The organism is Streptomyces sp. WAC07094, from assembly GCF_036320405.1.
In the GTDB taxonomy this organism is placed as follows: Bacteria; Actinomycetota; Actinomycetes; order Streptomycetales; family Streptomycetaceae; genus Streptomyces; species Streptomyces lannensis.
Genome location: NZ_JAVMJZ010000001.1, coordinates 7789823 through 7802106 on the forward strand (window position 1 = coordinate 7789823; position 12284 = coordinate 7802106).

Below are 12284 nucleotides of genomic sequence, written 5' to 3' on the forward strand. Positions count from 1 at the left end.
GTCACGCATGACCACTGCACGGGATCTGCTCATAGTCGCCCTGGACGCCACCCCCGGCCGTCCCGCCGAACAGGGTGAGCTGTCGCTTTCGCTCGCGGGAGCCGAATTGCTCGACCTTCTCGACGCCCGGGCCGTCTCGCTGGACGGTGACCGCATCGTGCCGGCCGATCCGCCGGTGACGGACGACCGCCTGGTGAAGGACGCCGCGTCGTCCCTCGTGCGGCAGATGCCGCACGAGTCGGTCGAGGACTGGCTGTGGCGCCGGGGGCGGGGTCTGTCGTCGGTCTATTTGACCGTCTTCGAGGAGGAGGGGCGGTTCACGCGGCAGCACCGCCGCTGGCTGCCGTCCTGGACCGGAGTGGCGTCGCTGGTCGACTCGCCCGACCGGCGCCGGGCCACGGACCGGTGGACGTCGGAGGAGCCGGTGCTCGCCACGCTCGCCGCAACCGTCGGCATCCGGGACATGCCGACGGCGGAACTCCCCGACGAGGTCGGCGAGGCGGTGGCGACGGTGCTCGCGGCCGTCGACGACGCGGTGACGGAGCTGACGGCCGTACGGCAGCGGCGGGACATCGAGAAGGCGGCCTTCGACAACATCTGGCGGGGACCCGCCTGAGGCGCCGGGGCGCGAGCCTCAGAGTGCCTCGGCATCCAGGGGGCGACACAGGTTCGCCTTGACCTCGCGTGTGCCTTCGTCGGTGAGGACCTCGACCCTGTCCTCGATCAGGGCGCGCACGGTCTGCTCGGCCACGTCCTCAGGGGTGATCTTCGGGGCGTCCACCCAGGAGGCCAGGTCCGTCTCCACGAAGCCGGCATGCACCCCGACCACCTGGGTCCCCTGGTCGCGCAGGGCCTCCCGCAAGGCACTGGTCAGGGACCACTGCGCGGCCTTGGACGCCGCATAACCCGGCCAGCCGGGCCGGCCGACCCAGGACGCCACCGACAGCATGTTCACCAGGGCGCCGCCGCCGTTCCGGGCGAGCACGGGGGCGAAGGCGCGGGCGACGGCCCAGGTGCCGAAGAGGTTGACCTCCATGGCCTCGTGGGCGCCGTCGAACGAGCCCTCGAGCAGCTTCGTCTCCCAGCCGCCGACACCGGCGTTGTTGATCACAATGGTGACGTCGCCCGCCGCCTCGGCGGCCGCGGCGACCTGCTCATGGTCGGTCACGTCGAGCCGCAACGGTGTGACATCGGTGTCGGTGACACTGTCCGGGTCCCGCACGGCCGCGTAGACCTTGGCCGCGCCGTGGTCGAGCAACGCACGGGTGAACGCCCTGCCTATACCGCGGTTGGCCCCCGTCACGAGGGCCACCGAGCCTTTGATGTCCATCGCTCCTCCTCCGCAGTCCCGCCCTGCGCGGCCATGAAGGGGCCAAGGCCCACCGACTCACCATCGCGCGCGACACGACCGCTCGCACCCGCGGGCCCTGCCGCGCGCCTCCACGCGATTCGTGGGGACACCGGCGGAACCGGGACCCCTGGCCGTTCGGGTCGCCGAAGCCCACGTCCGCGACGCCGGCCGCCCCGTGGCTGCCGGTCTCGTGGGTGCCGGGGCGGTCACGTCGGCACCGTGACCGCCCCCATGGGGGCGAGGAGATGCCCGGCCCGGTGATCCGAAAGTAGACGACCGGTCGTAGACTGACGCCATGGGACGAACCAGTGATGCCAAGGAGCGGATCCTCACGGCCGCTCAGTCGCTGATCGAGCAGCGGGGCTACTCGGCGCTGGGAGTGGCCGAGATCTGCAAGGCGGCAGAAGTGCCGAAGGGTAGCTTCTACTACTTCTTCGACTCCAAGGAGGAGCTCGCCCTCGCGGTGCTCGACGAGCACTGGGCCGGGCAGTACGCCGGGTGGAACCGCATCCTGCGTGGCGATGCCCCGCCGCTCGAACGTCTGCGGCAGCTGTTCGAGGAGACCGAGGCCGAGCAGCGCGCCGGACAGCAGAGCTGCGGCACCGTCTCGGGCTGCCTGTTCGGGAACCTGTCCCTGGAGATGAGCAACCAGACCGAGGCCATCCGCGAACGGCTGCAGCAGATCTTCGAGGCCCAGGTGGACATGGTCGAGGAGGTCGTCGCGCAGGCGCGCGAGGGTGGAGAGGTCACCGTCGCGGACAGCCGCGAGGCCGCCCGATCCGTGGTCGCCCAGCTCGAGGGGCAGGTACTGTTCGCCAAGCTCTACAACAACACGCAGCGCCTCGACGCCCTGTGGGCGAACTGCCTGGCCCTTCTCGGCGCCGCGGCACCCGGTGCGTCGCATCGCGCGGGAGCGTCACTCGTCTGAGGGGTGACGCTGTTGCCGTGACGCATGTCACCTGTCAAAATGGTGACGTGAAACTGGAGCATGCCTTTCCGTGCGGGAGCCCCGCCCTCGACTTCGCCGCGACGCTGCGCGCGCGCCGTTCGGTGCGGTTCGAGATGTTCGTGTCTCCGGACCGGCTGGACGCCTGGTTTGTCGAATCCGGGATCGTCGACGCCGTCACCCCGAGCCGTGAGTCCGACGTGGAGCGGGCCATCGAGGTCCGGGAGGCGATCTACACGCTGGTCGGCGCCCGGATCGCCGGGGAGGAGTTCGACCGGGGGGCGCTCGCCGTCGTGAACGCCGCCGCCCGTATGCAGCCCGCCACGCCCCAGCTGACCCCCACGGGGCGCTGGACGGACGCGACACCCGACGAGGCGCTCTCCGTGGTGGCGCGACATGCCGTCGAACTTCTGAGCGGGCCGGATGTGCCGCTGATGAAGGAGTGCGGCAATCCGCAGTGCACGCGGGTCTATATCGACCGTTCGCGTGGCATGCGCCGGCAGTGGTGCGGCATGGAGTCCTGCGGTAACAAGCTCAAGGCGCAGGCCTACCGCGCCCGCAAGAAGGAAGCCCAGGTGCCCGCCTCCCGCTGACCGGGCGAGCGGCCCCTGCGCGCTGCGACGGGACTCCGAGGGCGACCGACCCGACGCACTCGGCAGGGGATCTTGACCGTGGAGGCAACGGGCCGGCCGGCGCACCGTCCGCTCCGGCGGATCAGCGGCGCCGCAGGGAGTCGGCCTCCACGACCGCTTCGGCGAACGCCTTCGGGGCCTCCTGGGGCACGTTGTGGCCGATGCCCTTCAGGGTCCTGTGCGCATAGGGGCCGGAGAACTTGTCCCGGTACATCGACCCGTCACCGGCGGGCGTGAACGGGTCGACCTCCCCGTCGAGGGTGACGGTCGGAACACCGATGACGGGTCCCTGGGCGAGCCGCTGTTCGAGGGAGTCGTAGCGCGGGTCGCCCGCCGCGAGCCCCAGTCGCCAGCGGTAGTTGTGGATCACGATGGCGACGTAGTCGGGGTTGTCGAACGCTGTTGCGGTGCGCTCGAACGTGGCGTCGTCGAAGTTCCAGGTCGGCGAGTTGAACTTCCAGACGAGCCGGGCCAGTTCGTCCCGGTACTGCGGGTTCTCCAGTCCGAGGCGCCCCCGCTCCGTGGAGAAGTAGTACTGGTACCACCACGCCCACTCGGTCGCGGGGGGCGCCGGCTGCTTGTTGGCCTCACGGTTGGTTATCAGGTAGCCGGTCACGGAGACCAGCGCCTTGCAGCGCTCGGGCCACAGCGCCGCGATGATGTCCGCCGTCCGCGACCCCCAGTCGTAACCGGCGAGGACGGCCTTCTCGATCCGCAGTGCGTCCATCAGGGCGATGATGTCGAGGGCGACCACCGACTGCTGGGCGTTGCGGAAGGTCTTCTCGGACAGGAAACGTGTCGTTCCGTGGCCGCGCAGATAGGGCACGATCACCCGATATCCCCTGGCCGCCAGTAGCGGCGCGACATCGACATAGCTGTGGATGTCGTAGGGCCAGCCGTGCAGGAGGATGACCGCGGGGCCGTGGGCGGGGCCCGCCTCGGCGTAGCCGATGCTGAGCTCACCCGCCTTGATCTGCCGCAGCGGGCCGAACGACGTGTGTCCCCGCCCGGCGTTCGGGCTCCCGGACGTCCGCATCCCGCTCGGCGCGGCTGACGCGGCCCCGGCCGAGCTCGCGCCCCAGCCGATCAGCGACGTCCCGACCGCACCCACACCCGCGACCTTGCCGAAGCTCCGCCTGTTGATCATCCGAGACCTCTCTCCTGAGTCGTACGGCTGTGACGGCCGCTTGCGCATCGTCCGGCCGCGCCCGAATCGCGGGGGACCAGTGATCGCCATAGGCTCGTGGCAAGACCCTTGCATGGCGCTAGTCACCTGTCAAACCGGTGACGAATCTCCATCCTGGGGCATCCCGAGCGTGCGATCTCGTGCCCGTCTGCCTGGGTGAAAGGTTGTGTGGAAGTTCTGCATCACCCTCTTGACGGGTGATGATTGATGCGTGCAGTGTGGTGGCCGGCAACCAGCGGACGGCAGCCGGTCACGGTGGACTCGGCCCCGGCCGCGTTCATCGAGGAGGAGGGCGGGACACGAGTCACCGGGGTCCGCCCCGAGCGGTGGCCGGCCCCCGTCCGTCCGTCGCCGCACGAGGAGTCCGGAACGATGTCCCAAACCCTTAAGATCATGTCGGCGATCGTGGCAACGCTCGTGATCGCCGTCGGCTGCTTCACCCAGGTCTTCTGACGGTCTGCTGAACACCCGGGGGGAAAATCCGGTGGCCCGCTCGATCTGGAGAATCCATGAGTGACAAGATCACCCTGTCGACCTGGCCCACACCGCTGGAACCCCTGCCACGGCTGGCGGCGGCCATCGGGCTGGGCGAGAACGACCTGTGGATCAAGCGGGACGACCTCATCGGCCTCGGTGGCGGCGGAAACAAGGTCCGCAAACTGGAATGGACCGTCGGGGCCGCCCTCGCGGAAGGCGCGGACACCCTGGTCACCACCGGCGCCGCACAGAGCAACCACGCCCGGCTCACCGCGGCCGCCGCAGCGCGCCTGGGACTCGACGTCGTGCTCGTCTTCCCCGGCACACCCGACGGCGCCGCCGGCGGCTCGGGCAACCTGGTGCTCGACGGCCTCTTCGGCGCGAGGATCCACTGGGCCGGGGACGGCACTCCGAGCGAACTCGCCGGCGCCGCCGAGGAGGTCTGCCGGGAACTGGCCCGGGAAGGCGCCCACCCGTACCTGATCCCGTTCGGGGGCTCCAGCCCTCTCGGAGCACGGGGATACGTCGAAGGCGGCGAGGAGCTGCGGACCCAACTGCCCGACGTGGACCACGTCGTGGTCGCCCTGGGCTCCGGCGGCACCATGGCCGGACTGATCGGCGCCCTGGGTGCCGAGCGCGTCCTCGGTGTGCACTGCGGGGCGGTGGCCGAACCGGCCGCGACCGTGGCCGACCTCGCCGGTGCGCTCATGGGCCGCCCTGTCGTCCCCGGGACCCTCCGTGTCCGTACCGACCAGGTGGGCGCCGCATACGGCGTCCTGCACGAGCCGGTTCTGGAGGCGATGCGGACAGCCGCGGCCACCGAGGGCATCGTCCTCGACCCGGTCTACACCGGGCGGGCCATGGCCGGTCTGATCGCCGCCGTCCGGGACGGCGACATCCGCAGGGGACAACGCACCGTGTTCCTCCACACCGGCGGACTCCCCGGGCTGTTCGGACACGCCGAAGCCGTGCATCGTTCCGTCGCGGCACTGCGCTCGCACAGGTCCGGCTGACAGTCCGCCGGTCCGAACGCGCCTCGGGCGTACGGGAGATCTCCCGTACGCCCGAAGTCCCCGTGCTTCAGCGGCTCATCGCCCCGGCCCCCGAACGACTCGGGAAACCGGCGCGTCCGCCCTCACCCCTCGCCCTTCTCCACCGTGACCTTCTCCGGGCGCGGCGGTGTGGAACCGTTGAGCCCGACAGCGCCGTTCGACGCCGTGCCGTTCTGGTTCATCGAGGACAGCAGTTGGCGGGCGAGACCCAGACCGGTACCACCCATCGTCAGCGCCTTGGCGAAGACATCGGCCATTCCGTCGGCGCCGTTGAGCAGCACCATGTTGTCGACGTTGCCGAAGGCGGACGCGCCCGCCTGGACGATCTCCGGCCACTTCTCGGCCAGTTGCTGCGCGACCACGGCCTCCTGGTTCTCCGCGAGGGCCGCGGCGCGCGCCTTGATGGACTCGGCCTCGGCCAGACCCTGGGCCTTGGTCGCCTCGGCCTGCGCCAAGCCCTTGGCCTGGGCCGCGGCCGCCTCCGCCTCACCGGTGGCACGGGTCGCCGCCGCGGCGGCCGCACCCCGCGTCTTGGTCGCCTCGGCCTCGGCGCCCGCGGCCGTCTTGACCCGGGTCGCCTCGGCCGCGGCGGCCAGTTCGGTCTCCTTCGCCTTCGCCTGCGCCGAGGAGATCCGCACATCGCGCTCGGCCTCGGCCAGCGTGCGCTTCTCGTAGGCCTTGGCGTCCGCCGGCTTGCGGACATCCGCCTGGAGTTGCTGTTCGCGCCGGTGCGCCTCGAGTTCGGCGACCCGGGTCTCCTGCACGACGACCTCCTGCCGGGCCGCCGCGTCGGCGAGCGGACCGGCCTGACGCGCCGCGGCGGCCGCCTTGTCACGTTCCGCCTGGTAACCGGCCTGCAGGATCTCGCTGTCCCGTGTCGCCTCCGCCATCCGCGCGAAGGACTGCTGCTCCGCCTCTGTGGCGAGTCGGTTCGCCTCGGCCTGCGCGATACGTGCGTCCCGCTGCACCGCCGCCGCATGCGGCGCGGCGAGGTTGCGGATGTACCCCGTCGGGTCCTCGATCTCGTGGATCTGCAGCGAGTCGACGATCAGACCGAGCTTCTCCATCTCCGTGCCGCACGCCGCCCGAGTCTGCCCGGTGAGCTTGTCCCGGTCGCGGATCATGTCCTCGACCGTCAACCCGCCCACGATGGACCGCAGATGACCCGCGAACACGTTGTGCACGCGCTCCGACATCAGCTTCTGCTGGTCAAGGAAGCGGCGGGCCGCGTTGGCGATCGACACGAAGTCGTCGCCCACCTTGAAGATGACCACGCCCCGCACCCGCAGCGGAATGCCCTGCTGCGTCACGCAGTCCACCTGCAGTTCCGTCTCGTTGAGGTCCAGCGAGAGTTTGCGCACCGCCTGCACACCCGGCATCACCAGCGTGCCGCGCCCTGTGACGATGCGGAATCCCATTCCCTCTTCGAGGCCTTCGGTCCGATGCTTCGAACCGGAGATGATCAGCGCTTCGTTGGGCTCCGCGACACGCCACATGAGCTTGAAGACACCAACGATGCAAACCAGTGCGAGGACAACCGCCCCCGCCACGACGCCGACGACCATCGGCATGCGCCCCCTTTGCCTGGTGCCGGGTCGGCACCGAACGAAGGGAGTGTGCGCCTGTGCAAGCCGGGGGTGAAGACGCTGACGGATCCTTGTCGCCATCTTGACACGAACGGCTCTCACCTGCGACGAGGTGGGCTCAACTGTCGTACACGGTCTCGACGTAGACGGTCCGCGGCGGCAGGTGCTCCACCACCATGACCACCGTGCCCGGCTCGATACGCCCCTTGCCGTCCGCGGGATAGGCGAGGAAGTGCTCGGCGCCGCCGCGCACACGGAGCATCACCTCACCGACCAGCCCGGGCCCCACGGTGCCGGTGACACGCCCCATCAAGCCGACCAACGACGCATCGCCCATGTCCCCAGCGTACGGTCAACGGGCCTACGCCGCCCGGTTGTCCGCCGACATCCCTCGCCCGGGCCGGTGTTCGTACCATCGGAGGTCCGCCTCCAACTGCGCCGCCAGCGACACCAGAGGGGGCTCGCTGTGCGCCGGGCCGAGCAGTTGGGCACCCACCGGCAGCCCGTCGACGAAGCCCGCCGGGACGTTGACGCCGGGCCACCCCAGCACGTTCCACGGCCACGCGTACGGGCAGGCGGCGATCATCGCGCGGTCGGTGTTCCAGCCGCTCATGTTCGCCAGCGTCCCGATGCGCGGCGGGGGAGCGGCCGTTGTCGGGGCGAGCACGACGTCGTACCTCGTGAACAGCGACCCCACCCGGCGGTGCAGCGCCGCCTCCGCGCGCCGCGCCACACGCAGCGGTGCCCCGCCGAGCAGCCGGCCCAGGCGTGCCGCGTCACGGGTGCGCCGGTCCAGCAGGTGGGGCGACGGTACGTCCCGCACCCGCTCGGCGATCCCGGCGGTCGCCCGTGGTACGAAGGCGAGTCCGATCTGCCCGTAGCGCGGTTCCGCCTCCTCCACGACATGCCCGAGCGCGGCCAGCCGCTCGGCGAGCGCGCGGACGCGGTCCCGTATGCGGGGATCGAGGCGCGCGGGCACCGCGGTGAAGGGCGGCTTCAGCGACAGGGCGATCCGCAGCCTGCCGGGATCGCGCCCCACCGCGGCCGAGGCGTCGAGGGCGGTCGGCCGGTGCAGGTCACCGTCGTGGTTGCCGCCGGCCGCGTCCAGGAGCAGGGCCGCGTCCGCCACCGTACGGGCCAGTGTGCCGTTGACGGTGATGCCCTGGAACTACTCGGGGCGCGGCCAGGTCGAGATGCGGCCGCGCTGGGGTTTGATGCCCACCAGATGAGTCCAGCCGGCCGGGATACGGACCGACCCGGCGCCGTCCGAGCCCAACGCCGCCGGAACGAGGCCGGCGGCCACCGCGGCGGCGGACCCACCTGACGAGCCGCCGGGGGTGTGGCCGAGGTTCCACGGGTTGCGGGTCTCACCGAAGGCGGGCCCCTCGGTGAACGGCCACTGCCCCAGTTCGCAGGTGTTGGTCTTGCCGACGATCACTGCACCTGCCGCCCGCAGCCGCCGTACCGCCTCGCCGTCCTCGGCCGCGGGCGGAAACGCCCCCCGACAGCCGAACGCGGTCGGCTCGCCCGCCACGTCCATGTCGTCCTTGACGGCCACCGGCACACCGAGCAGCGGTCGCCGTACCCCGGCCGCGAGCTCGTCGTCGGCCGCCTGCGCCTCGGCGAGGGCGGCCTCGGTGCGCACCAGGCGAAAGGCGTTGACCGAGGACTGCGTCGCCTCGATCCGCGCCAACGCGCGCTCCACGAGGACGCGGGACGTAACCTCGCCCGCGGCGAGCATACGGGCGCAGTCGGCCAGCCCGGGAGTACGGTCGGACGCCATGGGGGACACCTCCGCGAGTCCGTTGTCTACCGAACGGTAACCTGTGGCCGCTCGCCAGACCGTCGATTGCCCGACTTCCCTTGTCACAAGGGTTGTTGAGGAGCCACCTCGCACCCGAAGGCCACCCGCCGTGACCGTTCTGCAAAGATGCGGTGCGTCATGGTGGAGATACCTGAACGGCCCGACCCTGCGTCGTCCGCACCCCCCGCCGTGCCGACGAGTGCCGATGTGGCCCGCCTGGCCGGTGTCTCGCGCGCGACCGTCTCGTACGTCCTGAACAACGCAGGCGCCGTACGCATCAGCGAACCCACGCGCCGCCGCGTCCGCGCGGCCGCCGAGGAGTTGGGGTACGTTCCGCACGCCGCGGCCCGCAGTCTGCGCGCCGGGCACAGCCGCATGGTCCTCATGCCGGCCCCGAACGTGCCGGTGGGTCCGCTGTACGGTCAGTTCATCAACGAACTGCAGTGGGCTCTCAGCCGCCTCGACTACACGGTCGTTCAGCACGCCGGCATGGGTCTGCACGGTGACGAAGCCGCCCGTGCCTGGGCCGAGTTGCGGCCCGTGGCGGTGATCGTCCCCGGCGGCGGCCTCGGCCCGACAGGTGTGCGGATCCTCAAGCGCTCCGGAGCGCGTGCCGTGGTGACCCTCGGCCCAGAGCGTGTCGAGGGCGCGCATGCGCTGGTCACGGACCACTACGGGGTCGGTCACGGCGCGGGAGCGCACCTGCTCGCCAGGGGGCGCCGCCGGATCGGCGTGGTCATTCCTCAGGAGCCCGGCCTGGAGTACTTCTCCAGGCCAAGGCTCGAAGGGGTGCGGTGCGCACTGGAGGACACGGGGGCGGCCGTCACGGAGCTGCCGCTCGCGTACGAGGAGGAGGCCGCCGCCCGGATCGCCCGCCGCTGGCGCTCGCTCGGTCTGGACGCCGTGTTCGCCTACAACGACGAGTACGCGATGCTGCTGATGCGCGCACTGCAGGACGACGGGGTGATGATTCCGGAGGAGACAGCCGTCATCGGCGCCGACGACCTCCTGCTCGGGCGGCTGCTGCGTCCGCGGCTGAGCACCGTGCATATCGAACTGCCGTCCGGACGCTTTCTCGCCGAGCTGGTCGACCGTGTCGTGCGCGATCCTGGAGGTGTGCCGGAGGCGCACAAGGTGCTCGGGGCGCGGGTCGTGCACCGCGAGTCCAGCTGAACGCACGGCGGACGCGGAGCACCCGCCGCTCCCGTCGTCGTCGGCGGTCGGCGCGCCCGGTGGCCGTCCGACCGGCCGCGAACGACACGGGACGTCCGCCTGGGCGGAGGTCCCGTCCGGTGACCGATGGGAGAGCCGTGATGCCGCTCGACCCGACGAAGTGGCGGTCCCGGCCGCTGACCGGCGCCGACTACGCCGTCACCGAGCCCGCCACGGGAGACACACTGACCACCGTCACCCTCGCGTCCGAACAGGACGTGGCGGTGGCGGCCTCGGCCGCGGACGCCGCCCGCCACGCGTGGTCCCGGGCTGCGCACTCCGAACGCGCCGCCGTGCTCCGCAAGGCGGGGGACCTGTTCGCCGCGCACGGGGACGAGCTGCGCGACTGGATCGTCCGCGAGTCCGGGTCGGTCCGGGAGAAGGCCGACCTCGAGTTGCGCGCCGCCGTTCGGCAGTGCTACGAGGCGGCTGCTCTGGCGTCCCGGCCCACCGGCCAGGTCCTGCAGTCGGAGGCGGCCCCGCTGTCGTACACCCGCCGTGTACCCGTCGGCGTGGTGGGCGTGATCGCGCCGTTCTACGCCCCGCTGTTCCTCGCCGTGCGCGCTTCGGCACCGGCACTCGCGCTCGGCAACGCCGTCGTGCTCAAGCCCGATCCGCGCACCGCCGTCTGCGGAGGATTCTGTCCCGCCGCCGTCCTCGCCGAGGCCGGACTGCCGGCCGACCTGCTGCACGTGCTTCCCGCCGAACCCGACGTGGGGCAGGAGATGATCGCCGACCCGAGGATCGCGGTCATCTCCTTCACCGGCTCCACCACCGCCGGCCGTGCGGTCGCCGAGGCCGCCGGACACCATCTCAAGCGGGCCCATGTGGAGCTCGGAGGAAACTCCGCGCTGATCGTCCTTGAGGACGCCGACCTCGACGCAGTGATCCCGGCGGCGGCCTGGGGGTCCTTCTTCCATCAGGGGCAGGTCCGCACGGCCACGGGCCGTCACCTCGTCCACGCCTCGCTGTACGACGAGTACGTCGAGCGCCTGGCGGCCAAGGCCGACGCCCTCACCGTCGGCGATCCTCACCGTGAACAGGTGCACCTCGGGCCCGTCATCGACGCCGCCCAACTCGACCGGATCCACGGACTGGTGGAGGCCAGTACGGCCCGCGGCGCGAAACTCGTGGCGGGCGGCACGTACCGGGAGCTGTTCTACCGGCCGACGGTGCTGGCGGGCGCCGGCGACAGCACACCCGCCTACACGGAGGACGTCTTCGGGCCGGTCGCGCCCGTGCGACCCTTCCATACGGCGCAAGAGGCCGCGACCCTGGCGTCAGCCGGGCCGTACGGCCTCTCGGTCGGGATCGTCACCCGGGACACCGTGCGCGGTCTCGAACTGGCGGCGCGCATCCGTACGGGCATCGCGCACGTCAACGACCAGACCGTGAGCGACGCGGTGCCCTTCGGGGCCGCCGTGTCCTGCGGCACCGCCGCCCGCTTCGGAGATGAGGCCGTGATCGAGGCCTTCACCGACGAACGCTGGACGACGGTGCGCGAGGATGTGGCGATCTACCCCTACTAGGCGTTGCCTGCCGGCGTCACTCGCCGTTCTGGTCGGCGCTGGACTGCTGCTCGGCGACCGCCTTGCGGACCTCGTCCATGTCCAGCTTGCGGGCCTGCCCGATGACGTCGTCGAGGGCCGCCTGCGGCAGGGCGCCCGGCTGCGCGAACACGGCCACGCGGTCACGGACGATCATCAGAGTGGGGATCGACTGAATGCCGAAGGCCGCCGCCAGCTCGGGCTGCGCCTCCGTGTCCACCTTGCCGAACACGAGGTCGGGGTTGTCCTCGGCGGCCTTCTGGTACACGGGGGCGAACTGACGGCACGGCCCGCACCAGGACGCCCAGAAGTCGATCAGGACGAAGTCGTTGTCCTGCACCGTCTGGTCGAAGTTTTCCTTGGTGAGCTCCACGGTGCTGCTCATTGCCTATCCCTCTTCCTGATGTCGGGGCTGAGCCGCTGTCCACAACGGCGACACAGGGGTATGTATTCCGCGCGCGTACCCGTGTGGCCACCGCGCACACCAACAA

Annotated in this window: 12 protein-coding genes and 1 pseudogene; 7 read left to right on the forward strand and 6 right to left on the reverse strand. The window is 71.2% G+C overall.

The genetic code is table 11. The features are described from left to right. The first annotated feature begins 7 nt into the window (after window positions 1–7). Window positions 8–616, forward strand: a complete 609-nt coding sequence (locus RCR19_RS34875) for a GPP34 family phosphoprotein (protein ID WP_331268746.1) — start codon at window positions 8–10, stop codon at window positions 614–616. A gap of 18 nt (window positions 617–634) precedes the next feature. Here the strand turns inward: RCR19_RS34875 and RCR19_RS34880 are convergent, their stop codons facing one another. Further along, entirely contained in the window at window positions 635–1330 is a 696-nt protein-coding gene (locus tag RCR19_RS34880) for an SDR family oxidoreductase (protein WP_331268747.1), read from the reverse strand. Window positions 1331–1646: 316 nt separating this feature from the next. Here RCR19_RS34880 and RCR19_RS34885 point away from each other — a divergent pair, with 316 nt between their 5' ends. Together RCR19_RS34885 and RCR19_RS34890 are read left to right on the forward strand one after the other, a co-directional pair. After that, window positions 1647–2279 carry a TetR/AcrR family transcriptional regulator gene (locus tag RCR19_RS34885; RefSeq protein ID WP_331268748.1) on the forward strand — a complete coding sequence of 211 codons (633 nt, stop codon included), beginning with the start codon at window positions 1647–1649 and terminating at the stop codon, window positions 2277–2279. Window positions 2280–2326: 47 nt separating this feature from the next. Continuing rightward, window positions 2327–2890, forward strand: a complete 564-nt coding sequence (locus tag RCR19_RS34890; protein ID WP_059130517.1) for a CGNR zinc finger domain-containing protein — start codon at window positions 2327–2329, stop codon at window positions 2888–2890. 121 nt (window positions 2891–3011) lie between these two features. Here RCR19_RS34890 and RCR19_RS34895 read toward each other — a convergent pair whose 3' ends face one another. Continuing rightward, window positions 3012–4076, reverse strand: a complete 1065-nt coding sequence (locus RCR19_RS34895; RefSeq protein ID WP_331268749.1) for an alpha/beta hydrolase — start codon at window positions 4074–4076, stop codon at window positions 3012–3014. 246 nt (window positions 4077–4322) lie between these two features. On the opposite strand from RCR19_RS34895, the gene RCR19_RS34900 reads away from it, so the two are divergent. Together RCR19_RS34900 and RCR19_RS34905 are read left to right on the forward strand one after the other, a co-directional pair. After that, entirely contained in the window at window positions 4323–4568 is a 246-nt protein-coding gene (locus tag RCR19_RS34900) for a hypothetical protein (RefSeq protein ID WP_331268750.1), read from the forward strand. Between the two features lie 56 nt (window positions 4569–4624). Beyond that, window positions 4625–5605 (forward strand): D-cysteine desulfhydrase family protein, encoded by a 981-nt coding sequence (locus tag RCR19_RS34905; protein ID WP_331268751.1) that lies wholly within the window; start codon window positions 4625–4627, stop codon window positions 5603–5605. A 122-nt stretch (window positions 5606–5727) separates the two neighbouring features. Here RCR19_RS34905 and RCR19_RS34910 read toward each other — a convergent pair whose 3' ends face one another. The 3 genes and pseudogenes from RCR19_RS34910 to RCR19_RS34920 form a co-directional block, all read right to left on the reverse strand. Continuing rightward, window positions 5728–7215 (reverse strand): SPFH domain-containing protein, encoded by a 1488-nt coding sequence (locus RCR19_RS34910; protein WP_331268752.1) that lies wholly within the window; start codon window positions 7213–7215, stop codon window positions 5728–5730. Window positions 7216–7348: 133 nt separating this feature from the next. Continuing rightward, a complete protein-coding gene (locus RCR19_RS34915; protein WP_331268753.1) occupies window positions 7349–7567 on the reverse strand; it encodes a hypothetical protein in 219 nt (72 codons plus the stop codon). 24 nt (window positions 7568–7591) lie between these two features. Then, a pseudogene (locus RCR19_RS34920) lies at window positions 7592–9013 on the reverse strand (amidase). Between the two features lie 159 nt (window positions 9014–9172). On the opposite strand from RCR19_RS34920, the gene RCR19_RS34925 reads away from it, so the two are divergent. Continuing rightward, the gene (locus tag RCR19_RS34925) at window positions 9173–10207 is read left to right on the forward strand and encodes a LacI family DNA-binding transcriptional regulator (protein WP_331268754.1); all 1035 of its coding nucleotides are present in this window, start codon (window positions 9173–9175) and stop codon (window positions 10205–10207) included. Between the two features lie 140 nt (window positions 10208–10347). Continuing rightward, window positions 10348–11775 carry an aldehyde dehydrogenase family protein gene (locus RCR19_RS34930; RefSeq protein WP_331269641.1) on the forward strand — a complete coding sequence of 476 codons (1428 nt, stop codon included), beginning with the start codon at window positions 10348–10350 and terminating at the stop codon, window positions 11773–11775. 16 nt (window positions 11776–11791) lie between these two features. On the opposite strand, the gene trxA is transcribed toward RCR19_RS34930, so the two are convergent. Further along, the gene (trxA, locus tag RCR19_RS34935) at window positions 11792–12178 is read right to left on the reverse strand and encodes a thioredoxin (RefSeq protein WP_331268755.1); all 387 of its coding nucleotides are present in this window, start codon (window positions 12176–12178) and stop codon (window positions 11792–11794) included. Window positions 12179–12284: the final 106 nt, after the last annotated feature.